At 44.8% G+C, this 22,768-nt stretch carries 23 protein-coding genes; 18 read left to right on the top strand and 5 right to left on the bottom strand.

Features of this window, described 5'->3' with window-relative positions; all coding sequences use genetic code 11:
* Positions 1-83 precede the first annotated feature (83 nt).
* Positions 84-3,197, bottom strand: coding sequence for a ribonuclease E (gene rne / locus D5I41_RS17705; RefSeq protein ID WP_119010940.1), 3,114 nt, complete (start codon positions 3,195-3,197; stop codon positions 84-86).
* A gap of 602 nt (positions 3,198-3,799) precedes the next feature.
* On the opposite strand from rne, the gene rluC reads away from it, so the two are divergent.
* Entirely contained in the window at positions 3,800-4,744 is a 945-nt protein-coding gene (gene rluC / locus D5I41_RS17700; protein WP_119010939.1) for a 23S rRNA pseudouridine(955/2504/2580) synthase RluC, read from the top strand.
* Here the strand turns inward: rluC and D5I41_RS17695 are convergent.
* Entirely contained in the window at positions 4,737-5,336 is a 600-nt protein-coding gene (locus D5I41_RS17695; RefSeq protein WP_119010938.1) for a Maf family protein, read from the bottom strand. The two genes, rluC and D5I41_RS17695, sit on opposite strands and share 8 nt — an antisense overlap.
* A gap of 117 nt (positions 5,337-5,453) precedes the next feature.
* On the opposite strand from D5I41_RS17695, the gene yceD reads away from it, so the two are divergent.
* From yceD to D5I41_RS17620, 15 genes are all read left to right on the top strand, one after another.
* Positions 5,454-5,990, top strand: coding sequence for a 23S rRNA accumulation protein YceD (yceD, locus tag D5I41_RS17690; protein ID WP_119010937.1), 537 nt, complete (start codon positions 5,454-5,456; stop codon positions 5,988-5,990).
* A 5-nt stretch (positions 5,991-5,995) separates the two neighbouring features.
* Positions 5,996-6,166 (top strand): 50S ribosomal protein L32, encoded by a 171-nt coding sequence (gene rpmF, locus D5I41_RS17685; protein ID WP_004737376.1) that lies wholly within the window; start codon positions 5,996-5,998, stop codon positions 6,164-6,166.
* A gap of 9 nt (positions 6,167-6,175) precedes the next feature.
* Entirely contained in the window at positions 6,176-7,201 is a 1,026-nt protein-coding gene (gene plsX / locus D5I41_RS17680; RefSeq protein ID WP_119010936.1) for a phosphate acyltransferase PlsX, read from the top strand.
* A 5-nt stretch (positions 7,202-7,206) separates the two neighbouring features.
* Positions 7,207-8,157: a beta-ketoacyl-ACP synthase III gene (locus D5I41_RS17675; protein ID WP_119010935.1), complete on the top strand. Its 951-nt coding sequence runs from the start codon at positions 7,207-7,209 to the stop codon at positions 8,155-8,157.
* 78 nt (positions 8,158-8,235) lie between these two features.
* Complete coding sequence (fabD, locus tag D5I41_RS17670; protein ID WP_119010934.1) at positions 8,236-9,159, top strand: ACP S-malonyltransferase; 924 nt, start codon at positions 8,236-8,238, stop codon at positions 9,157-9,159.
* Positions 9,160-9,183: 24 nt separating this feature from the next.
* The gene (gene fabG / locus D5I41_RS17665) at positions 9,184-9,918 is read left to right on the top strand and encodes a 3-oxoacyl-ACP reductase FabG (RefSeq protein ID WP_017027734.1); all 735 of its coding nucleotides are present in this window, start codon (positions 9,184-9,186) and stop codon (positions 9,916-9,918) included.
* 161 nt (positions 9,919-10,079) lie between these two features.
* The gene (gene acpP / locus D5I41_RS17660) at positions 10,080-10,313 is read left to right on the top strand and encodes an acyl carrier protein (RefSeq protein ID WP_004737381.1); all 234 of its coding nucleotides are present in this window, start codon (positions 10,080-10,082) and stop codon (positions 10,311-10,313) included.
* A 97-nt stretch (positions 10,314-10,410) separates the two neighbouring features.
* Positions 10,411-11,661: a beta-ketoacyl-ACP synthase II gene (gene fabF, locus D5I41_RS17655; protein ID WP_119010933.1), complete on the top strand. Its 1,251-nt coding sequence runs from the start codon at positions 10,411-10,413 to the stop codon at positions 11,659-11,661.
* A gap of 112 nt (positions 11,662-11,773) precedes the next feature.
* Positions 11,774-12,580, top strand: a complete 807-nt coding sequence (gene pabC / locus D5I41_RS17650; RefSeq protein ID WP_119010932.1) for an aminodeoxychorismate lyase — start codon at positions 11,774-11,776, stop codon at positions 12,578-12,580.
* Complete coding sequence (gene mltG, locus D5I41_RS17645; RefSeq protein ID WP_119010931.1) at positions 12,573-13,589, top strand: endolytic transglycosylase MltG; 1,017 nt, start codon at positions 12,573-12,575, stop codon at positions 13,587-13,589. The genes pabC and mltG overlap by 8 nt, the downstream gene beginning before the upstream one ends.
* The gene (gene tmk / locus D5I41_RS17640; RefSeq protein ID WP_119010930.1) at positions 13,590-14,222 is read left to right on the top strand and encodes a dTMP kinase; all 633 of its coding nucleotides are present in this window, start codon (positions 13,590-13,592) and stop codon (positions 14,220-14,222) included. It begins immediately after the preceding gene.
* Positions 14,223-14,224: 2 nt separating this feature from the next.
* On the top strand, positions 14,225-15,187 hold the full coding sequence (holB, locus tag D5I41_RS17635) for a DNA polymerase III subunit delta' (protein ID WP_119010929.1): 963 nt from the start codon (positions 14,225-14,227) through the stop codon (positions 15,185-15,187).
* Positions 15,188-15,254: 67 nt separating this feature from the next.
* Positions 15,255-16,025, top strand: coding sequence for a TatD family hydrolase (locus D5I41_RS17630; protein WP_119010928.1), 771 nt, complete (start codon positions 15,255-15,257; stop codon positions 16,023-16,025).
* A 441-nt stretch (positions 16,026-16,466) separates the two neighbouring features.
* A complete protein-coding gene (gene ptsG, locus D5I41_RS17625; RefSeq protein WP_119010927.1) occupies positions 16,467-17,900 on the top strand; it encodes a PTS glucose transporter subunit IIBC in 1,434 nt (477 codons plus the stop codon).
* Positions 17,901-18,127: 227 nt separating this feature from the next.
* Entirely contained in the window at positions 18,128-18,547 is a 420-nt protein-coding gene (locus tag D5I41_RS17620) for a hypothetical protein (RefSeq protein ID WP_119010926.1), read from the top strand.
* Positions 18,548-18,648: 101 nt separating this feature from the next.
* On the opposite strand, the gene D5I41_RS17615 is transcribed toward D5I41_RS17620, so the two are convergent.
* The 3 genes from D5I41_RS17615 to D5I41_RS17605 all read right to left on the bottom strand — a co-directional run bounded on the left by D5I41_RS17615 (position 18,649) and on the right by D5I41_RS17605 (position 21,262).
* Positions 18,649-18,747: a MetS family NSS transporter small subunit gene (locus D5I41_RS17615; RefSeq protein ID WP_017027744.1), complete on the bottom strand. Its 99-nt coding sequence runs from the start codon at positions 18,745-18,747 to the stop codon at positions 18,649-18,651.
* Between the two features lie 2 nt (positions 18,748-18,749).
* Positions 18,750-20,219 carry a sodium-dependent transporter gene (locus D5I41_RS17610; RefSeq protein ID WP_119010925.1) on the bottom strand — a complete coding sequence of 490 codons (1,470 nt, stop codon included), beginning with the start codon at positions 20,217-20,219 and terminating at the stop codon, positions 18,750-18,752.
* A gap of 455 nt (positions 20,220-20,674) precedes the next feature.
* On the bottom strand, positions 20,675-21,262 hold the full coding sequence (locus D5I41_RS17605; RefSeq protein ID WP_119010924.1) for an outer membrane beta-barrel protein: 588 nt from the start codon (positions 21,260-21,262) through the stop codon (positions 20,675-20,677).
* Positions 21,263-21,487: 225 nt separating this feature from the next.
* Here D5I41_RS17605 and cydH point away from each other — a divergent pair, with 225 nt between their 5' ends.
* A complete protein-coding gene (gene cydH, locus D5I41_RS21595) occupies positions 21,488-21,577 on the top strand; it encodes a cytochrome bd-I oxidase subunit CydH (protein WP_119010923.1) in 90 nt (29 codons plus the stop codon).
* Between the two features lie 17 nt (positions 21,578-21,594).
* Entirely contained in the window at positions 21,595-22,764 is a 1,170-nt protein-coding gene (locus D5I41_RS17595; protein WP_119010922.1) for a patatin-like phospholipase family protein, read from the top strand.
* Positions 22,765-22,768: the final 4 nt, after the last annotated feature.

The raw sequence follows: 22,768 nt of genomic DNA, 5'->3' as shown, positions 1-22,768 counted from the left end.
GGATGAGAAACAGCAGTAATATCCAATAGATTAGGTAAAAAAAAGAGCCAGCATAAAGCTGACTCTTTTCTGGCTAATCCAAATTAGTAATTTGGTTTAGTGGTTCCGGCCGTTGCCTTAGCTGTAGCAGACTGACTGCCACCGGCTTTACCTTGTAGGCGTTCGCTACGGAAATCGGCTGCCTTGACAGTAATCTCACGTGTTTCCTGTGGACCAGGCGCGCTTGTCATTCCTGACCCTGCGTGACCCTTACAGCTCATGGTCGCTTTAGGAGCAGACTGCTGTGCTTTTGGAGCAGGTGCAGCTTTCGCTTCTGGCTGCTTCGCTACTTCAGGAGTAACAACTTCTGCTGTTTCTACTGGCGCAGCTTCAACAGGCGTCGCTTCAACTACTACAGCTTCTGGAGCAGGAGTTTCAACTACGGGTGCAGGCTGCTGTTCAACAGGCTGTTGCTCAATAGTTTCTGCAACGATAGGTGCTGCAACGGGTGCTTCAGCTTTTGCTTCTGCAACTACAGGTTTCGCTTGCTCTACCTTAGTTTCAGCAACTTTAGCTTCAGTAACCTTAGCGACTTCAACCTTAGCTTCTTCAACTTTAGGGGCTACCTTAGGCTGTTCTGCTTTAACAGGTTGAGCTGCTTTCATTACGATAACTTTACCCATAGACATTTCTGGGAAAGCAACACCACCGATTACGCTAGCGGTTGTTTCTTCAACTTTAGGCGCTTTTTTCTTCGGCTTAGGCAAGTCGTACTTAGGCATTACTTTACCCATTGCCATCTCTGGAGAGGCAACACCACCTTTGCGCAGGCGGAATGGGTTAGGTCTGCGATCACGACCGCGACGACGACGTTGACCACTTGCACGTAGGTGACGCGGAGAGCGGCGGTTACGGCGTTGTTGTGGCGCTTCGTTCTTCTCAGAGTTTTCACCTTGAGCATTGTCTTCAGCTGGAGCTTTGCCTTTCGGTTGTTGCTTCTTCGCTGGTTTTTCTGCTTCAGGTTTAGACACTTTAGCCGCTGGAGCTTCTGCAGTTACGTTCTGTTGGTTCGCATCTGCTTGCTGATCCTTAACGCGTACTTGTTTCTTCATCTGACGACGTTGACGACGCTGTTTAACCTGACTTGTCTTGGTTTCTTTGTCGTTCTTCGCTTCAGGCTCTTGCTGAGCTTGCTCGGCAATTTGTTTACCTTGCTCTTCAACTTTGCTTGGCGCTTTTCTCTCTTTACGAGGTTTACGCTTGTTCTCTTTACGAGGTGAATCTTGTTGAGGTGCTTGTTCGCGAGGTGCTTCTGTCGTGGTCTCTTCGTTCTCAGACTTGTTACGGTTTGGACGATTGGTACGACGACGGTTATCACGGTTATTGCGACGACGGTTATCGTTACGATCGCGACGTTGCGGTTTTGGCTTGCTTTCTTCAACAGCCGGTTTCTCTTCTTTCACTTCTTCTTCTGAGCTGAACAGTTTACTGATCGCTGAGATGATGCGAGAGAATAGGCCAGGTGCTGCAGGCTTAGCTGGAGCCGTCGCTACAGGTGTTGCCGCAGCAGGTGCTGCTTGTGGTTTTGGCGCAGGCGCTGCTGATTGTGCAGGAGAGGCAAAACCTTGAAGTGCAGGCTCTTCAATGCGTCGAGGTGCAGCTTCAACTTCACCAGCATCACGAGCTTCTGCTTCTTTCATTGCGTCTAGTTTCTTCGGCAATAGGTAAGAAAGCAGGCTTTGTTCTTCACCTTCACGAACACGAACAACCTCAAAGTGAGGAGTTTCCATGTCTGAGTTAGGAACAATAAGGATCTTAACTTCTTGGCAACGCTCGATGTGATTCACACTGCGTCGCTTCTCGTTCATCAAGTAAGAGGCGATAGGCACAGGCACAACAGCAAGTACTTGAGCAGTGTTGTCTTTTAGAGCTTCTTCTTCAATCAAACGAAGGATAGACAGCGCTAGAGACTCATTGTCACGCACAACACCCGTACCCGAACAACGAGGACAGATGTGGTGGCTTGCTTCTGCTAGAGAAGGGCTCAGACGTTGACGAGACATCTCTAGAAGACCGAAGCGAGAGATACGACCGATCTGTACGCGAGCACGGTCAAGACGCGCAGCTTCACGAAGACGGTTTTCTACTTCACGCTGGTGGCGTACTGGAGTCATATCGATGAAATCGATAACAACCAGGCCACCTAGGTCACGTAGACGCAACTGACGAGCAATCTCATCGGCAGCTTCTAGGTTAGTGTTCAGTGCGGTTTCTTCGATATCGCTACCCTTTGTTGCGCGAGCAGAGTTGATATCGATAGAGGTCAACGCTTCAGTTGGGTCGATAACGATTGAGCCACCAGAAGGCAAACGAACTTCACGCTGGAACGCAGAGTCGATTTGGCTTTCAATTTGGTAGTGGCTAAATAGTGGTACTTCACCTTCGTATTTTTTAACACGGTTGATAAAGTCAGGACGAACCAATTGAATGTGCGCTTGAGCACGCTCAAAGATAGTGTTGCTATCGATAAGGATCTCGCCAATATCACGACGCAAGTAGTCGCGAATAGCTCGAACGATAACGTTACTTTCTTGGTGGATCAGGAAAGGCGCTTGATTTGCATCAGACGCTTCTTTTACTGCATTCCAGTGGTTAAGAAGTACGTTTAGATCCCATTCAAGCTCCTCAGCACTCTTACCAACACCTGCTGTACGAACGATTAAACCCATGCCTTGAGGCAGTTCTAATGTACTTAGAGCTGCTTTAAGTTGAGTGCGCTCGTCACCTTCGATACGACGAGAAATACCGCCTGCACGAGGGTTGTTAGGCATCAGTACTAGGTAGCTACCCGCAAGAGAGATAAAGGTAGTTAGGGCTGCGCCCTTGTTACCACGTTCTTCTTTCTCTACTTGTACAATGACTTCTTGGCCTTCTTTAAGCACTTCTTTAATGCTTGGACGGCCTTGGTATGTGTAACCAGCGGGAAAGTAGTCGCGAGCAACTTCTTTTAGAGGGAGGAAACCGTGTCGCTCTGCACCATAGTCAACAAACGCCGCTTCTAGGCTTGGTTCGATGCGTGTGATACGTCCTTTGTAGATATTCGCCTTCTTTGATTCATGGCCAGGGCTTTCGATATCTAGATCGAATAGCTTCTGTCCATCAACGAGGGCGACACGCAACTCTTCTTTTTGAGTTGCGTTAATTAACATTCTTTTCATTCGAAATCTCGTTGTGATTCTTTAATTATTTCATTTGTGATTATCGCAATTGTTTCTATCGATGGTGTCTGATCCCATGGTCAATCAATGCAGCCTCTCGGCTGGAAGGGATGCTCGGGGACACTTTAGCCATCACATTTTTCTCTTCAGAAAAACATGATCTGCGAGTAATTGCAGTCGATCTCTGCATCGATAGGTAAAAGTCGTGCGATAAGTTTGTTCATTATCAATGTCTTATGCCTTACGCAGCACTGGGAAATGAACAATCGACTTTCGTCTTTTTATCAATTTGCACCTTAGAAAAGTGTAAAAAATAACCAAGAGGGCATATTGATTGACGAACTATAACAGTGTCACTAATACACAGCAATCGACAAACAGATAAAGGATAGAAAAAAATCTAAAAACTGCGAAGGCTTCATATATAAGTGGCTGATATTAAAGTGTTTAATAAATGTCAGTAAAAATGACAAAACTGTGACGGCTTAATGTTGTACACAGGTTTTTAAATAACCAACAAACAGGAGCACAGCTTGTTTCAGTTATCCATTTTAGTAGAGAAAAATGTGATTTACAGCACTTTAGGATGTTAGACTAAGGGAATGAGTGAAATTAGAACCCAAGTACAGTTTGTTGACATAGATTCCGACATGGCTGGACAGCGCATTGATAACTTTTTGCGCAATCAATTAAAGGCGCTCCCTAAAAGCATGGTTTACCGAATCGTGCGTAAGGGAGAAGTTCGTGTAAATAAAAAGCGCGTTAAAGCAGAATACAAGCTTCAAGCGGGTGATATCGTCAGAATCCCACCAGTAACTTTGCCTGCTACCGAAGAAGCGCCGGCCCTTAGCACTAAGCTGAATAAGGTGTCAGAGCTCGAACACTGCATTTTGTATGAAGATGAGCATGTGCTGATCCTTAACAAGCCATCGGGCACCGCTGTCCATGGCGGCAGTGGCTTAAAGTTTGGCGCTATTGAAGCCTTGCGAGCGCTTAGGCCAGACGCGAGATTTCTAGAGTTGGTGCATCGCATTGATAGAGATACCTCTGGAATCCTATTAGTCGCTAAGAAGCGTTCGGCGTTGCGTCATCTACAGGCTCAGTTTCGTGAAAAGACAGTGCAGAAGTACTACTTTGCGTTAGTGATGGGTGAGTGGAAGAGCAGCATTCGTAAAGTGACCGCGCCACTTCTCAAGAATGAAGTGAACAGCATTGTGCGTGTAAACCCAAACGGCAAGGCGTCAGAAACTCGCTTTAAGATAATTGAAAAGCTCAACAACGCAACCTTGCTGCAGGCGAGCCCGATAACCGGGCGTACGCATCAGATTCGTGTACACACTCAATATACAGGTCATCCCATTGCGTGGGATGATCGCTATGGTGACCGCCGTTTTGATGCTTTCACTGGAAAGGTAGGTCTTGACCGTCTTTTCTTACACGCGGCAAATATTAAATTTATTCATCCTGGAACAGAAAAGGAAATGGACATTTCTGCACCAATGGAAAATAAACTGCAACGTGCTATCGAAAGGCTACGCGTTAAGTAACGGCGTTACCCAATACAGAAACCCCTTCGTTTTCGAGCAGGGTAATAAGTTCGATGAGTGGTAGCCCAATTAGTGTATTTGGGTCTTTACCCTCCAAAGCTTCAAATAGAGCGATGCCCAGTCCTTCGCTCTTGAAGCTACCAGCACAATTGAGAGGTTGTTCCATTTCAACGTAACGCATGATTTGGGTGTCTGTTAGTGTTTTGAAATGAACCTTAAAGGTATCAACAACCACTTGAGTGCGACACTGCTTGCTGTTGTATAATGCAAGGCCAGTGTAAAAAGTAATAGTTTGGCCGCTTTGAGCGTGCAACTGTTTCATCGCGTTTTCTACCGAATGCGGTTTACCGATGATTTGGCCATTAACCACACACACTTGGTCTGAGCCAATAACGAGGTGATTGCCATCGGGTAGGGCGCAAGATTTCGCTTTTCCTTCAGCAAGTCTGGCAACGAGTTGCTCTGGTGTTTCATTGTCCTGAGCGGTCTCGTCAAAATCTGGGCTAAGCTGAGTAAAAGAAAGAGATAATTTATGCAGAATTTCAGCTCGATAGGGTGATGTTGAGGCTAAAACGATTTGATATTCGCTCATGAGTTCCATCTGTGGGTCAGTATTGATTGCTATAGAATAATCGACGTACAAAAATTGAGTAAGTTTTTTCTGTTTTCCTTTGACTAAATATAAATTGAGAGATAATATTCGCGCCCTATGCAAAAGGTAAAAATACCGCGAACGGTTGACCCGAGTAAAGCTGCTCAGAAACGACTAGACTATGATGGCATCATCCAAGTCAGTCTGCTCAAGCGCTTGGCCGAGTCGGTCGAAGGCGTAAAACGCGACGCAGAAGTCACATTGTCATTTGACTTAGATGAACAACGATTGGTCGTTATCTCTGGTAAAGCTAACGTCGAAGTCGATTTAGAGTGTCAACGCTGCAATGAGAACTTCACACATGTTTGTGAAGTCCAATTCGTCTATACCCCTAATAAGGGCGAAAAGACCGAAGAGGAAGCCCCGGAAGAGTACGATTTGGTAGATCTGAACGAGTACGGTGAATGCGATCTCATACAGTTAGTTGAAGACGAGTTCCTTCTAAACTTGCCTCAAATAGCAATGCACGACGTGTCTGAATGTAGCGTAAATACACATAACTTGGTTTTTGGTGATATTCCTGAAGAAATTGAGGATGATAAACCAAACCCGTTCGAAGTTTTAAAAAGCTTAAAAGCAAAGACAAAGGAGTAGGGTCAATGGCCGTACAAAAGAGCAAAAAATCACGTTCAATGCGTGGCATGCGTCGTTCACACGATGCGCTAACTACAGCAGCACTATCTGTAGACGCAACTTCAGGTGAAACTCACCTACGTCACAACGTGACTGCTGAAGGTTTCTATCGTGGTAAAAAAGTAATCAACAAGTAAGATTACCTTTTGAAAACGATTACCGTTGCACTTGATGCAATGGGTGGGGATTTCGGTCCCCATGTTACAGTGCCTGCCGCCGTGCAGGCATTGTCTATTTTCCCAGAGCTGAAAATTATATTAGTGGGCGACGAATCTGTCCTCATTCCCCACCTCTCTACATTGGGTTCTTACCCCAAAGACCGAATTCATATCGAGCATACCGATAAGGTCATTGCCGACACCGATAAGCCTTCTTCCGTAATGCGCCGCAGCGTAGGCACTTCTATGCGCCGAGCTATTGATCTTATTGAAGATCAGACCGCACAGGCTTGTGTGAGCGGAGGAAATACAGGTGCTTTGATGGGACTCTCTCGTTATCGTCTAAAGTTACTTCCCGGCATTGAAAGGCCAGCACTCATCTCTGCTTTACCTACCCGTAGTGGCCAAAAAGTCTGGTTATTGGATCTTGGTGCAAATGTCTCAGTCGATGCGAACACGCTATTTCAATTTGCGGTGATGGGCTCGGCACTTGCTGAAGAACACCTGCAACGTGCACCAAGAGTGGCGATATTGAATGTGGGCGAGGAAGAGATTAAGGGAAATGATCTGGTAAAAAACTGTGCTGAAATGCTTCAGCAGGTAAAATCAATTAATTACACCGGCTTTATCGAGGCTAATCAATTATTACACGATGAAGCGGATGTAGTGGTATGTGATGGCTTTGTAGGCAATGTATGCCTAAAAGCGTCTGAAGGAGTCGCAAATCTATTCCTTGAAAGGCTAAAACGTCATATGCTGTCGTCTAAGCTAAGAGCTTGGATTTCAAAATTATTCTTCTCTGAGCTGTTTTCTGAGCTAAAACAGCTGAACCCCGACCAGTATAACGGGGCAAGTTTGCTAGGATTGCGCGGCATTGTCATTAAAAGTCACGGAAGTGCGGATAAAACTGCTATCATCAATGCAATCATAGAGGCAGTTCACGAGGTCAAACGTCAAGTACCCAGTCGTATAAGTGACCGTTTGGAAACCGTTTTACTCGAGAGGCAAAATTAGTCTTCATGTATAGCAAAATATTAGGCACAGGCAGCTATTTGCCTTCCCAAGTGCGCACCAATGCAGATCTAGAACAAATGGTAGATACTGCCGACGAGTGGATTGTTGCTCGTACAGGTATCAAAGAACGTCGCATCTCTGCTCCCGATGAATCGGTGGCGGACATGGGCTTTATTGCCGCTAAAAATGCAATTGAAATGTCCGGTATCGATAAGAAAGATATCGATCTCATCATTGTTGCTACGACAAGTGGTAGTCATGCATTCCCATCTTCAGCGTGTCAGGTCCAAGGACTCTTAGAGATCCCTGGTTGTGCTGCGTTCGATGTGGCAGCTGCATGTACGGGCTTTGTATACGCGTTGTCAATCGCAGACCAACACATCCGTTCAGGTATGTGTAAAAACATTTTAGTTATTGGCTCTGATGCTCTGTCTAAATCAGTGGATGAGATTGATCGTTCAACGGTTATCTTGTTTGGTGATGGTGCAGGTGCAGTGGTGTTAGGTGCAAGCGAAGAGCAGGGCATCCTATCGACACATTTAGGCGCAGATGGCCGTTATGGCGAGCTACTTAGTCTTGAAATGCCAGTTCGTGGTGGTGAAGTCGATAAATGGCTACACATGACGGGCAATGAAGTATTCAAGGTGGCTGTAACCCAACTTTCTCGTTTGGTTACCGATACGCTAAAAGCCAACAACATGAGTAAAGAAGACTTGGATTGGTTAGTGCCACACCAAGCAAACCTAAGAATTATTACCGCAACAGCAAAGAAACTGTCCATGTCTATGGATCAGGTGGTAGTGACCCTTGATCGCCACGGCAATACTTCGGCTGCAACAGTACCAACAGCGTTGGATGAAGCAGTGCGTGATGGTCGGATTAAGCGTGGTCAGACGCTGTTGCTAGAAGCCTTTGGTGGTGGTTTCACCTGGGGTTCTGCGCTGGTTAAATTTTAATCCAGGCGTGTTCGACTAACCAAAAGAAGTGCCTTTGCACTTCTTTTTCAATATTTAGCAAGGCTTAAAGGACGAATTATGAGCAAATTTGCAATCGTATTTCCAGGTCAAGGCTCTCAAAGCCTTGGTATGTTAGCTGAACTTGGCGAGCAGTTTGATATTGTTAAACAAACATTTGCAGAAGCTTCAGAGGTGTTAGGTTACGACCTTTGGACGCTTATCCAAGACGGCCCAGTTGAAGATCTAAACCAAACTCATCGCACTCAACCAGCACTACTGGCTTCTTCTGTTGCAGTTTGGCGCGTATGGAACGAACAAGGCCTAGCGACTCCTGAGCTGTTGGCGGGTCACAGCCTAGGTGAATACTCAGCATTAGTATGTGCGGGTGTTATGGACTTCAAAGAAGCAATTAAACTGGTTGAGCTACGTGGTCAATTAATGCAAGAAGCGGTACCAGCAGGTACGGGTGCAATGTACGCTATTATTGGTCTTGCTGATGATGCGATAGCCAAGGCATGTGAAGACGCTGCACAGGGTGAGGTTGTTTCACCGGTTAACTTCAACTCTCCAGGCCAAGTTGTTATCGCAGGTAACAAGGCGGCTGTAGAGCGCGCTGGTGCACTATGTAAAGAAGCCGGCGCTAAGCGTGCTCTGCCTCTTCCTGTTTCTGTACCATCACACTGTGCACTAATGAAGCCAGCGGCTGATCGCTTGGCTGAAGCACTTAAAGATATTGAATTCAACGCACCAACGCTGCCAGTGATCAACAATGTTGATGTGGCTGCTGAGACGGATCCTGCAAAGATCAAAGATGCACTAGTGCGTCAGCTATACTGCCCAGTACGTTGGACAGAAGGTGTGCAGAAGATGCACGAGCAAGGTGTTGAAAAACTTCTAGAATTAGGCCCAGGTAAAGTATTAACCGGTCTAACTAAACGTATTGTAAAAAGCCTGACGGCTGCAGCGGTCAATGACTCTGCATCCCTTGAAGCGGCGAAATAAGATTCTTAACGGAGATAACGAATAATGAACCTTGAAGGAAAGATCGCACTAGTTACTGGTGCTAGCCGTGGTATCGGTCGTTCTATCGCTGAAACATTGGTTGCACGTGGTGCAACAGTGATCGGTACAGCAACGAGCGAGAACGGTGCTGCAGCGATTAGCGAGTATTTAGGTGACAAAGGTAAGGGAATGGCACTTAACGTGACTGATCCTGCGTCTATTGAGTCAGTTCTTAAAGAGATCACCACAGAGTTTGGTCCTCTTGATATTCTAGTGAACAATGCGGGTATCACACGTGACAACCTGCTAATGCGCATGAAGGACGACGAGTGGACAGATATCATGGACACTAACCTGACCTCAATCTTCCGTTTGTCTAAAGCCGTTCTACGTGGCATGATGAAGAAAAAGTGCGGTAGAATCATCAATGTAGGTTCAGTAGTTGGTACTATGGGCAACGCTGGACAGACAAACTACGCGGCAGCGAAAGCGGGCGTAATTGGTTTTACAAAGTCTATGGCTCGTGAGGTTGCTTCTCGTGGAGTAACGGTCAATACTGTAGCACCGGGCTTTATCGAAACTGATATGACAAAAGCATTGAATGACGAGCAACGCGCTGCGACGCTCTCTTCTGTGCCAGCGGGTCGCTTAGGTGATCCTCGTGAGATTGCAGCTGCTGTGGCATTCCTTGCCTCTCCAGACGCTGCTTACATCACAGGTGAAACATTGCACGTCAATGGTGGCATGTACATGGTGTAATTTTGCGCATTTTTGGCGTGATATATGTCAAAAATGCCATTAAAATCGGTTAAATTCACAAAATTGTGGTTTGACCAGCAAGGATGCCCTTGCAACTTTTTAACTTTCGAATAAACTACGCAAAACATCGCATTAAGCGACTTATGTATAGGAAATAAAAAATGAGCAATCTTGAAGAACGTGTAAAAAAAATCATCGTTGAACAGCTAGGTGTTGACGAAGCTGAAGTTAAGAACGAAGCATCTTTCGTTGACGATCTAGGCGCTGACTCTCTAGACACAGTTGAGCTAGTAATGGCTCTAGAAGAAGAGTTCGACACTGAGATTCCTGATGAAGAAGCAGAGAAAATCACTACTGTTCAAGCTGCTATCGATTACGTAACTAGCGCTCAGTAATTCTCTTCTCAGGCGGTCTATCTTGGCCGCCTGATTCATTTCAGTTCCCTTATTGTTTAAAATCAATATCTAACTAATCTAACCCGGAGTAAAAATCGTGTCCAAGCGTCGTGTAGTTGTCACTGGCATGGGTATGTTGTCACCGGTCGGCAACACCGTAGAATCTTCTTGGAAAGCCCTGCTATCTGGTCAAAGCGGTATTTCAAATATCGAACACTTTGACACCACCGAATTTACAACACGCTTTGCAGGTCTTATCAAAGACTTTAACTGCGAAGAGTACATGTCTAAAAAAGATGCCCGTAAAATGGATTTATTTATCCAGTACGGTATCGCAGCAGGTATCCAAGCTCTTGATGATTCTGGCCTAGAAATCACTGACGAAAATTGCACTCGCGTAGGCGTGGCGATTGGCTCTGGTATTGGTGGTTTAGGTCTGATTGAAAACGGTATCCAAGTTATGAACGATAAAGGCGCACGTCGTGTGAGCCCATTCTTCGTTCCATCAACCATCGTAAACATGGTTGCAGGTAACCTTTCTATTATGCGTGGCCTTCGTGGTCCTAACATTGCTATCTCTACAGCTTGTACTACTGGTTTGCATAACATCGGCCATGCGGCACGTATGATTGCTTACGGTGACGCTGATGCGATGGTTGCGGGTGGCTCTGAAAAAGCGTCTACTCCAATGGGTATTGCAGGCTTTGGTGCAGCTAAAGCTCTATCAACTAATAATGAAAACCCACAAGCAGCTTCTCGTCCATGGGACAAAGCGCGCGATGGTTTCGTGTTAGGCGATGGCGCTGGCGTGATGGTACTAGAAGAGTACGAATCAGCTAAGGCTCGTGGCGCTAACATCTACTGTGAGCTAGTTGGCTTCGGTATGAGTGGCGATGCGTATCACATGACCTCTCCAAGTGAAGATGGTTCTGGCGGTGCACTAGCAATGGAAGCAGCAATGCGTGATGCCGGTGTGACTGGTGAGCAAATTGGTTACATCAATGCACACGGCACATCGACTCCAGCCGGTGATGTTGCAGAACTAAAAGGCGTAAAACGCGCTCTAGGTGATGCAGGCTCTGCGCAAGTGAAGGTTTCTTCTACTAAATCTATGATTGGCCACCTATTGGGTGCTGCGGGTTCTGTCGAAGCTATCATCACTGCATTGGCTCTTCGTGACCAAAAAGTTCCGCCAACAATCAACCTAGATAATATGGATGAGCGTGCTGCAGAGCTAGGTATCGACTTGGTGCCAAACGTCGCTCAAGATGTTGATATCGAATATGCTCTATGTAACTCATTTGGCTTTGGTGGTACAAACGGTTCATTAATCTTCAAAAAGATTTAATAATCCTAGATACCATAGAACAAATAGTTGGCTAGAATAGTTTGGGTCAGAATCAGTTTCAAAGAAACTGGCTCTGGCCTTTTTTATTGTTGGTAACCTTTGGATAGAGAGCATGTACTGGATAAATGGCGTCCAAGAAGGCACTGTTTCGGCGAGTGATAGAAGCTTCAATTACGGAGACGGTGGCTTTACGACAATCAAAACCCTTGATGGAAAGCCAATTTTTTGGCCATTGCATGTTGAAAGGATGCAGGCCTGTTTACAACTGCTACAAATCTCTCAGCCTGATTGGAAGCAAGTGCGAAATTGGGTAGAGCAGGCGGCAATAGAGCAAGGCTTAGCGGGCATTAAACTGCATGTTAGTCGAGGCAGTGGTGGCCGAGGGTATAGTCCTGCTGGCGTTACTGAGCCTTTAGTGACCATCAGTGAATTTAGCTACCCTGCACACTACAAAGATTGGCAGCAGCAAGGCGTTGCACTGGGCGTTGCCGAGCACAAACTAGGAATTAATCCCTTATTAGCCGGGCATAAACACAACAATCGATTAGAGCAAGTGCTGTTAAAAGCCGATATAGAACAGCAAGGCCACCTAGACGGAGTCGTGCTGGACCTCAATGATCATATAGTAGAAACAACGATGGCAAATCTATTTTGGGTCAAAGGTAAGACGCTCTACACCCCAAGTATGGAAAAGTGCGGTGTTTCCGGTGTTATTCGTCGACTGGTTATCCAGGATGCCCAGATGTTGGGTATGAAGGTTCTGTTCGGTGAGTTTGATATGGAACATTTATTGAGCGCAGATGAAGTTTTTATGTGTAATTCTCTATTAGGCATCGCTCCTGTCGTAAAAATCACACATAAATCCTATCCAGTCGGTATAATTACACGCGACTTTCAGGAGAGTATAAATAGTGCTTAAAAAAATCATCACCCTTTGTATCATCTGCATTCTTTTGGCTGGAGCTGGTTTATTTTACGTTTGGAACCAACTCGACGGCTATGTTAACCAGTCAGTGAAAATTGATGAGCCCACTCTAGTCACTATCGAGTCGGGAACCTCATTTAATTCGTTGTTAAATCGATTTGAAAAAGATGGCTGGATTGAGCCAAGTGACTTTTCACGTTTATTGCGTCGTGCGCATCCTGAGTTAACTCAGGTTAAAGCAGGCACCTTTCAGATAGAGCCGAATCTTACCCTTAAACAAACCCTTTTAGATTTGGTCCATGGGCAGCAGATGCAATTTAGCATCACCTTTGTTGAAGGAAGTACCTTTAAAGAATGGCGCGCGATGTTCGACGAAGCGCCCCACCTTATACACACGACCAAAGAGTTGACTGAGGCTGAGATAGCCGAAGCCCTACAGATTGATAGAGAGAAACTCGAAGGTTTATTTTTGGCAGAGACTTACCACTATACGGTAGGCATGTCAGATTTGGATATCATGAGGCGTTCTCATACACAGTTGAACCGTGTTCTAGAACAATATTGGGGGCAACGCCAAGACAAGCTGCCACTGAAGAATCCATATGAAGCCCTAATTCTAGCCTCTATTATTGAAAAAGAGACGGCGGTTCCCGAAGAGCGCCCATTGGTTTCGTCTGTGTTTGTGAATCGCTTGAATATTGGCATGCGATTGCAAACAGACCCGACCGTTATCTACGGTATGGGGGATAAGTATAAAGGCAATATTCGTAAGCGTGATTTACAAACGCCAACACCATACAACACCTATACCATGTACGGTCTGACACCAACGCCAATTGCTATGGTGGGTGAAGAGGCAATAGCCGCAGCTGTTGACCCGGATGACAGCAAGTATTTGTACTTTGTAGCAAGTGGTGATGGTGGGCATGTCTTCTCTAAAAACTTAAGAGATCATAATCGCGCTGTTCAAGAATATCTAAGAAAGCTAAGGGCACGTAAATAAATGGAACAAGGTAAGTTTATTGTTGTTGAGGGCCTAGAGGGCGCCGGAAAAAGTACCGCTATTGCGAGTATTATGTCGGTGTTAACCTCATCAGGTATCGAGAATATAGTCTCAACAAGAGAACCTGGTGGTACTCCATTAGCTGAAAAAATGCGTGCTTTGGTTAAAGAAGAGCACGAAGCAGAAGAAATCCAAGACATCACCGAATTACTTCTTATGTATGGCGCACGAGTACAGTTGGTAGAAACTGTCATCAAGCCTGCATTGAACTCAGGTAACTGGGTAGTAGGAGATCGCCACGATCTTTCATCTCAGGCTTACCAAGGTGGTGGTCGACAGATTCCCGCAGAAACAATGCAGTCATTGAAGCAGATTAGCTTAGGTGATTTTAAACCCGATCTTACCCTATACATGGACATCGAGCCGCGACTTGGGTTAGAGCGTGCGCGCGGTCGTGGCGAATTGGATCGCATTGAAAAAATGGATATTTCATTTTTTGAGCGAGCACGAGAGCGCTACCTTGAATTGGCCAACAGCGATAGCTCGATTTTAATCATTAATGCTGCGCAGCCGATTGATAAAGTGGCCAGTGATATCGAAGTAGCGCTAACTCATTGGTTAGGAAATCACTAATCATGAATAGTGTTCAGTATCCGTGGTTATCTGAAACTTGGACGAATTTGCAGGCGAGCATGCAACATGGCTCTTTGCCTGGAGCTTTGCTGTTCAGTGCAACGGAAGGACTTGGTGAAGAATCACTGGTTGAAGCATTGCTCAAGGTGCAATTGTGCAACAGTAGCGAAGTAGAGGCATGCGGCTTTTGTCATAGCTGTGCATTATTTCAAGCAGGGACACACCCTGATTTACATCGAATCGCACCTGCTGAGGGTAAAGCAACCATTTCAGTGGATCAGATTCGCGAAGGGAATCGCTATGCTCTAGAGTCGTCCCAATTGAGCGGCCAACGAGTCATTGTTATAGAGCCCGCTGAATCAATGACAGAGCAGGCGATGAATGCGTTATTGAAGACACTAGAAAGCCCACCTGATAGCTGTGTGTTTATTTTAAGAAGCCATGCACCTCATCGCTTGTTGCCTACGATTAAGAGTCGCTGTCAGCATTGGCACGTTAAAACGCCTGTGTTGAGTGAATATCAGCAATGGCTAGCAGCTAATGGGATCTCTGAGGTGTCTGAGCTGTATTATCAGTTATGCTTAGGCGCTCCATTAAAGCTAAAAGCATTTATTGATGAAGGGCAAGGCGCTGAGTTTGACACTACATTAGCAGCATTGACGGATTTTATTGAGCAGGACTTTGCATTACCGAAAACCTTCGTAGATAAGTGTTCTGCGGACACGCTCGCTAAGCTGAGTTTGTTGTCATTGGTATTGATCGAGCTGCAGAAAGGGTATTTTGTTGCACTACCTACCGTAGAAAACCATCCTCAACTAAAACGACTCAAATCAGTTCTAGATTATCAGCGGGTGTTCGATATGACACGAAGACTCGCCAAGCTCATTGAGCAACTTACCCTTCATACAGGGCTCAATAAAGAACTACTATTAAGTCAGTGGCTCATTGAAACGAAGACTAGATGACTATTCGTACTAGTTAAAATTATTGTTTACAAGGCGCGCGCACAGCGCGTTTTTTTATAGGTGTTATATGTTTGTAGATTCTCATTGCCATCTTGATAAGTTGAATTATCAAGACTTGCACACTGGTGTAGCCGACGTCATTGCTAAAGCGGAAGAAGCTAACGTCAAACAACTGTTATCGGTTGGCGTGACCCTTGACGCTTTTCCAAAGATGATGGAGCTCATTACTCCCTTTCCACAAGTTCATGCTTCTGCAGGAGTTCATCCTCTTGATGTGGAGAGCGCGTTTGACCTTGAACAGCTTGCTTCTTTTGCTCGACATGAAAAGGTAGTAGCGATTGGTGAGACAGGTCTTGATTTTCATTACAAGCCAGAGACCAAGAACTTACAGATCGAACGATTTGAACAACAAGTTGAGCTAGCGGTTGAAGTAAACAAGCCTTTGATTATCCATACGCGACAGGCACGAGCAGAGACACTCGAAATATTGCGTGATGGTGGTGCAGAAAAGTGCGGAGGGGTCATTCATTGCTTTACTGAAGACCAGGCATTTGCAGAAGCTGCGATGGAACTAGGGTTCTACATTTCTGTGTCAGGAATCGTGACTTTTCGTCAAGCTATTGAATTAAAAGAGGTTGTTAAAAAATTACCTCTAGAACGCTTGCTTATTGAAACAGATTCTCCGTATTTGGCGCCAGTGCCTCATAGAGGAAAAGAGAATCAACCTGCCTATGTAGTTGAAGTTGCTAGTTATATTGCGCAGCTAAAAGGGATTTCATTAGGTCAGGTTGCGGAAAAAACCACGCAAAATTTCGCCGATCTTTTTTTGCGACGCTAAGTTAGTTTTTGTGCGTATTTCACCTCTTTGGTCTAAAGTGACTCAATAATAAGAGCTTTTTACTATATGTGTTGTTTATTATTTTATGTGTTTAAAATCGAGTTCACATAGCTGTTGTAGTAAATTTCCGTATAAAAAATAAGTGCTTGAAAGCGCGTACATTAGTAAATAAAGCCACTTTTAATGTGGTTTTATTGTTTAAATACAGTTGCTTAGAGTGTGTTTGTTTGTTTATTGTTCGCGTTATCGAATGTGATCCATAACGGCTTTTGAACACTTAGATTTTAGTCAGTGAGGAAAGTTGAGGCGCATCAATATATATTTAGAGACGAAAAATATAATCGTAGAGGTTACATTTCTTCGATGGGAACCATCATTCGGACTACGGGGGTAAGTCGATGGGACCCGACAAAATACTAATAATCTTTCAGGAGCATAAACATGTTTAAGAACCTTTTTGCGAACTTGCAGAAAGTTGGTAAGTCTCTGATGCTACCAGTATCAGTACTTCCAGTTGCAGGTATTCTACTAGGTGTCGGCGCCGCTGACCTTGGTTTCATTCCAGAGGTTGTATCTAACCTAATGGAACAAGCGGGTGGCTCAGTATTCGGTCAAATGGCTCTGCTATTTGCTGTTGGTGTAGCACTTGGCTTTACAGATAACGACGGTGTGGCAGGTCTTGCTGCTATCGTTGGTTACGGCATCATGACTGCAACACTTAGCGTTATGGCTGGTGTTATGGGCGTTGAGAAAATCGATACTGGTGTTCTAGGTGGTATCCTAGTCGGTGGTGTTGCTGCATGGTCATTTGCACGTTTCTTCCGCATCCAACTTCCAGAGTACCTTGGCTTCTTCGCTGGTAAGCGTGCTGTGCCAATCATCACTGGTTTCCTATCTATTGGCCTTGGTATCCTGCTTTCTATCGTATGGCCACCAGTTGGTTCTGCTATCGGAGCATTCTCTCACTGGGCTGCTGAGCAAAACCCAGAGCTAGCGTTTGGTATCTACGGTATCGTTGAGCGTTCTCTGATCCCATTCGGCCTACACCACGTTTGGAACGTTCCGTTCTTCTTCGAGGCAGGTTCTTGTGTTGACGGAAACGGCGTTGCTCAAAACGGTGTTCTAACTTGTTACCTAGTTGCTGATGAAGCATCTCGCGCTGCAGGCAATGGCTTCGGTCAACTTGCGGGTGGTTACATGTTCAAGATGTTCGGTCTACCAGCTGCTGCAATCGCTATTGCACACTGTGCTAAGCCTGAGAACCGCGCTAAAGTAATGGGTATCATGCTTTCTGCTGCGTTGACTTCTTTCCTAACTGGTATTACTGAGCCAATCGAATTCTCATTCCTATTCGTTGCTCCTGTACTTTACGGAATCCACGCACTACTAGCGGGCTCTGCATACGTTGTTGCTAACGTACTAGGCTTTGTACACGGTACATCATTCTCACACGGTCTAATCGACTTCATCGTTCTTTCTGGTAATGCTCAGAAGATGGGTCTAATGGTTGCTGTTGGTCTTGGTTACGCTGCAATTTACTACTTCGTATTCCGCGCTGTTATCACTGCTATGGACCTTAAAACTCCTGGTCGTGAAGACGAAACAGAAGAAGCAGCTTCAGTTGCAACTGGTTCTGAACTAGCAGGCGAGCTTGTAGCTGCATTCGGTGGCAAAGCGAACATCACAGGTCTTGATGCTTGTATTACACGTCTACGTGTAGCAGTAGCTGACACTGATAATGTTGACCAAGATAAGCTTAAGCAACTTGGCGCAGCTGGTGTAGTTGTTGTTTCAGGTGGTGTACAGGCTATCTTCGGTACTAAGTCTGACAACCTTAAAACAGACATGGATGAGTGGATTCGTAACAACGGTTAATATCCACATATAACCATGATACAAAAAGGAGGCTTCGGCCTTCTTTTTTTGATCTCAGATATTACAAAGGTGTCTATTCATCTTTGGCATACATGGCCTGAATGTGTTGCGAGAAATAAAAGTGTGTTACAAAACGCACTTTTACAGATTTCATCACAAATCGCTGACAAAGGGCGCTAAAATAAGACTAAAATGCGCAAAGTTATACATAATCAAGGATACATAAAGTGAATATTGGGAAGTTAGCATTGGTCACGGCAGTTCTTACTGGGGTAGCTACCTATGTTGGAGCAGCGAAAGCAGCCGGTCCTACTAATGTTAAAGTAGGTATGGCGTTTGATCAGGGTCTAAGTGCAGTAGTTAAATTTGAAGACAGATTTAACTTAACTGTGGGCAATGATGGAATGGCGTTTGATTACCATTTTTCCAAAGGCAGCTTTTCTCAAGATATTCCTTTTGATTGGTATGTCGGGGCTGGTGGCTGGTATGAATGGGATGACGATTGGGGTCTTCGAGTACCACTAGGCTTGGATTGGAACTTCGCGCCAAATTGGAATGCTTTTGGACAGGTTGCTCCAGAATGGCAGATTCAAGACAAATCAAAGCTTAAATTTGGTGCCGCAATTGGTGTGACTTACCGCTTTTAGTTTTGATACCAATAGAGACAAGAAAGCCGACATATAATATGTCGGCTTTTTAATTTCTGATAGCTGATAGCTGATAGCTTTAAACTGTCAGCTACTCGTTATTATTGTTGCTTTTTCATTGCCTTACGGATACAGATGGCAGCACCACCCCAAGTAATCCCTAAACCAAGAACCATCATAATGATTGCGCTGGTAGTCATAATTACGCTTCCTTTTTGCTGAGTACGTTAATTGCTACACCAATGATAACGAGAAGGGCAAGCAGTCCCCAACCTAGTAGTAGCAGGTCAGATTGTGCGTAACCGCCGTAGCCATCGGTTAGAGTCGCTTTCAATGTATTGAATAGTGTTAGAGCAAGAATTGCTGGGCTTACAAACTTCAAACAAACGTCATACCAAGCACCGATTTGGAAATCAGATACTGAGTTTACATAGTTGCGAATAGTTGCAGTCTTAACAATCCATACAATCAACAGAACTTCAATGAAGCAGCTCAATACGATACCAATCTGGTTGGTGAAGTAGTCAACAAGGTCTAGCAGTAACAAACCACCGTTTGTGGCGAATGCTAGAGAGACCGCAGCGCCAATACCACACACCAATGTCGCCGCTTTTTTACGTTCTAGCTTGAACTTATCAATGATTGCAGATGTTACCGCTTCAATGATTGAGATGTGCGAGCTTAAGCCAGCAATAGTCAGCGCTAGGAACAATAGTGGACCTAGGATGTAAGGCGCTGGCAATTCATTAATTGCCGCAGGTAGAGTAACGAAGGCAAGCCCCACACCGGCAGACACAACGTCTGTGAGCTCTTTACCTTGTTCATGTGCCATGAAGCCCAATACAGAGAAGATCATGATACCCGCAAGGATAGAGAAGCCACAGTTAATCAATACCGTCATAAAGGCGTTGTTATTGATGTCTGATTTCTCTGGCAGGTAGCTTGAGTAAGCAAGCATGATTGCAAAGCCGATACTTAGGGTGAAGAAGATCTGACCATAAGCCGCCGCCCACACCTTAAGATCCATGATCTTGCTGAAGTCTGGTTCAAACAGGTAGTTAATACCGTTTAGTGCACCTGGTAGGAAGATAGTGCGACCGATTAGCACTAACACCATGATGAACAATACTGGCATCATGATTTTAGCTGCGCGTTCGATACCTGACTTAACACCACCTGCAATGGCTGAATAAGTGATAGCCCAAGCCAGAAGCATGGTACCCGCAATCTTCCATTGGATAGAGCCAAGGTTAGACGGCGAGTTATCACCTAGGTTCAGGTATTCGCTAAAGAAGAAGGCGTTAGTGTCTGTTCCCCAGCCCTGATTGAAAGACATGCCAAGGTATGAGATCGACCAACCGATAACAGCAACGTAGTAAACAGCGATACATGCTGCAATACCAACTTGGAACCAACCCAACCATTCAAACTTTGGATTGACAGAGCGAAGCGCTGCAGGTGCAGAACCACGATACTTTTGACCCAGCTTGAACTCCATAATCATAAATGGAATACCGGCCGTTAACATGGCGAAAAGGTAAGGGATAAAGAATGCGCCACCGCCGTTTTCATAGGCCATATACGGAAAGCGCCATATATTACCTAGACCGATTGCTGAGCCTACTGCGGCTAAGATAAATCCGGTACGGGAACCCCATTGTTCTCGTTTCATAATTACTCCTTGTAATTACTTATGAAGAGTTGCAAATATTAAATGAGAGTTAAGAGTCTCTTTTGCTTAAATAACCAGAGTGTATAAAATAATCACCTCGCATCAGTGCGATTAGGTAGTTATTAATTCTGTTTTAACGCTTAATAAGTAGTGGTTTATGTTTATAAATTTACTACCCAGACTTTAAAACTAGTAGAATATTCTGGGTCATAACGGCAGGTTACCGTGAGATATTCTGTCTGGCAAGATAAAATAAGGCTCATATATGGGAGGAATGGTTGCAAAATTACTGGTGATAGAGGGAAGATTAATGGATCGTACTGCAAATGACTTAATGACTGTTGTCATCAGTTAGATAAATGGTTTTAGCTAGAGGATATGACTAAATGTTAATTTAAGAGCGAAAAACCAAGAACCTTTCGCTCGTTAATATATTGTTGTGATTATGTGTCGGTTTAGAAGCTAAATCTAAAGCCTAGGTTGGCTTGAACTTGACTCATCCAGTCACCAGAGAACGCATACTTACAGCTTGTACCATCGCTAGAAGAGTTACATACCGTAATGGAATCGCCATCAACCAAGGTTCCTAAATAGCGAACCTGTCCTTGCAGAGCAAAACTGTCAGTGAATTTGTATTCGACACCACCATAGATACCTGCAGAGAACTTGTATTCATTGCTTGCGCCCTGAACATCTATTTGTGTTCCACCTAAACTCAGACCTATGTAGGAATTCCACTTCTCTCCTGATGGATAAAAGATGGCACTTTGAAAGTGCAAGTAGCGCAGTGTGGTATCAAGATTAACGTCTTCAATAGAAGAGTCTTGTTGAGAATAGAGTAAACCTAAGCGCCCTGCATCTACATTAGTTTCAATCGCAATGTTGTAGTTGACGGCTTCTTTGATATCAAAACTGCCGTTCTCTTCCGTATCAAACGAACCACCCATGCTGTAGCCAACCATTGGAGTAATATAGATCTCTGCTTGAGAGACGGCAGGGTAACTGCAGGCTAGCACCAATAGGGTGAGGGTCTTTCTGTTCATAGTATTGTCATCCTTGTCAATCTAGAGCATGTTTACTTAGCTTTAACGATCCGTGCTCACGCTTGCGTAGCACCTAAGTAATGTATAGTTAATTGTGACAGTAACTGCATAATTCTGCACGGCTTTTCGCTAAGTCTTGAGAGGTAAACTCAGGAATGCTAATACTTATGTTAACCCTAGGTATTATTATCTTTAGGGATTATCGAATATCTATAAGGTGAGAGAATGAGTACCGATCTAAAATTTACCATAACAATAGTAACCTCAATCTTTGCAATACTTATCGCTTATGGATTAGTTGCTGTATTAAGCTAGTTTCCTATGGTGGATGAATGGAAAACAGTGGGTTAGTCTGGGGTAACAATGCCTTATACAAGCAAGAGATGTTTGCTGAGTATATTAATGGCAAAAATGCGCTAGTTGCACAAGGTGGGGGGCAACGTAGTATCTTCACCGCCGGTGTTTTAGATGCCTTCTTGTATTCCAATTTTGACCCATTTAACACCTTCTATGGCACCTCTGCTGGAGCACTTAACCTCTGTGCATACCTTTGTCGGCAACCCGAAATTGGGAAATCATTTCTCCTAGATCTCACCACCGATGATCGTTTTTTCAACCTGTTCAGTTTTATCAGGCAAAAACATTATATTGGGCTCGACTGGGCGCTAGGTAAGATTTGTTCTCCTCCTTATAAACTCGATATTGATATGGGAAAAAAGATGCTTCTTGGAAGAGAGGCATATGCAGCAGTGACTCGAGCAGACAACTTCCATGATGACTATCTTCCTATGCTTGCGACTGATTGGTTGGATGTAATAAGGGCAACTTGTGCGATACCTAACCTCGTTTCTAGGCCCATATCTGTTGCGGGCAAGGAGTTTGTCGATGGCGGCGTGTCAGCTTCAGTGCCTATTCAAGAAGCTTGGAGGCAAGGGGCTCGCAGTATCATCGTCATTCGAACAGAGTTACCAGAACATCCCTTGCTAACTGTTCAAGAAGGAATAGATCCTCCAGAAAAACATGATAATGAGGTCTGGTATCGCAGTCCCATAGACAATATTCAAAACTTTTGGAGTGAAAAACTCGATCAGGGTAAAAAGAGTATTGAAGACTTTATCGATGAGCGAGTGGGTCAAAGCGACTCTGGAAAACCCATGTCGCGTTTAGAGCTACTCAATGGCGGTCGATGGTTGTTTGGGGCGGACAACGTCTATCGATTGTCTCATTTGCTCGGCAATCGACTCGATGCAGGGTTAGCAGATATGCTAATGGTGCACTATCAAACCTATGCGTTGACTCAAGAATTTATCTCTAACCCACCCGAAGATTGCTACGTAATGCAGATCATTCCAGAAGAACCTCTGCGCAGCTCTTCGCTGATGAGTAGCACCGAGGATCTACTCTTTGACTATCAACAGGGATTAAACTCGGGATATCGCTTCATTGATGAATATCAGAGCACTCGAAAAAGAAAGATAAAGAAAGGCGCACACGTTAATTAGCGTT

This window comes from Vibrio superstes, from assembly GCF_003569005.1.
GTDB lineage: Bacteria > Pseudomonadota > Gammaproteobacteria > Enterobacterales > Vibrionaceae > Vibrio > Vibrio superstes.
Note: the sequence above shows the minus strand (reverse complement) of the source record. Positions and strands in the feature narration are given on the sequence as shown.

Excerpts from the sequence above, each read along its gene's own strand:
- rne (WP_119010940.1), bottom strand. The coding sequence starts at position 3,197 with ATGAAAAGAATGTTAATTAACGCAACTCAAAAAGAAGAGTTGCGTGTC.
- rluC (WP_119010939.1), top strand. The coding sequence starts at position 3,800 with ATGAGTGAAATTAGAACCCAAGTACAGTTTGTTGACATAGATTCCGAC.
- D5I41_RS17695 (WP_119010938.1), bottom strand. The coding sequence starts at position 5,336 with ATGAGCGAATATCAAATCGTTTTAGCCTCAACATCACCCTATCGAGCT.
- yceD (WP_119010937.1), top strand. The coding sequence starts at position 5,454 with ATGCAAAAGGTAAAAATACCGCGAACGGTTGACCCGAGTAAAGCTGCT.
- rpmF (WP_004737376.1), top strand. The coding sequence starts at position 5,996 with ATGGCCGTACAAAAGAGCAAAAAATCACGTTCAATGCGTGGCATGCGT.
- D5I41_RS17675 (WP_119010935.1), top strand. The coding sequence starts at position 7,207 with ATGTATAGCAAAATATTAGGCACAGGCAGCTATTTGCCTTCCCAAGTG.
- fabD (WP_119010934.1), top strand. The coding sequence starts at position 8,236 with ATGAGCAAATTTGCAATCGTATTTCCAGGTCAAGGCTCTCAAAGCCTT.
- fabG (WP_017027734.1), top strand. The coding sequence starts at position 9,184 with ATGAACCTTGAAGGAAAGATCGCACTAGTTACTGGTGCTAGCCGTGGT.
- acpP (WP_004737381.1), top strand. The coding sequence starts at position 10,080 with ATGAGCAATCTTGAAGAACGTGTAAAAAAAATCATCGTTGAACAGCTA.
- pabC (WP_119010932.1), top strand. The coding sequence starts at position 11,774 with ATGTACTGGATAAATGGCGTCCAAGAAGGCACTGTTTCGGCGAGTGAT.
- tmk (WP_119010930.1), top strand. The coding sequence starts at position 13,590 with ATGGAACAAGGTAAGTTTATTGTTGTTGAGGGCCTAGAGGGCGCCGGA.
- holB (WP_119010929.1), top strand. The coding sequence starts at position 14,225 with ATGAATAGTGTTCAGTATCCGTGGTTATCTGAAACTTGGACGAATTTG.
- D5I41_RS17630 (WP_119010928.1), top strand. The coding sequence starts at position 15,255 with ATGTTTGTAGATTCTCATTGCCATCTTGATAAGTTGAATTATCAAGAC.
- ptsG (WP_119010927.1), top strand. The coding sequence starts at position 16,467 with ATGTTTAAGAACCTTTTTGCGAACTTGCAGAAAGTTGGTAAGTCTCTG.
- D5I41_RS17615 (WP_017027744.1), bottom strand. The coding sequence starts at position 18,747 with ATGACTACCAGCGCAATCATTATGATGGTTCTTGGTTTAGGGATTACT.
- D5I41_RS17610 (WP_119010925.1), bottom strand. The coding sequence starts at position 20,219 with ATGAAACGAGAACAATGGGGTTCCCGTACCGGATTTATCTTAGCCGCA.
- D5I41_RS17605 (WP_119010924.1), bottom strand. The coding sequence starts at position 21,262 with ATGAACAGAAAGACCCTCACCCTATTGGTGCTAGCCTGCAGTTACCCT.
- cydH (WP_119010923.1), top strand. The coding sequence starts at position 21,488 with ATGAGTACCGATCTAAAATTTACCATAACAATAGTAACCTCAATCTTT.
- D5I41_RS17595 (WP_119010922.1), top strand. The coding sequence starts at position 21,595 with ATGGAAAACAGTGGGTTAGTCTGGGGTAACAATGCCTTATACAAGCAA.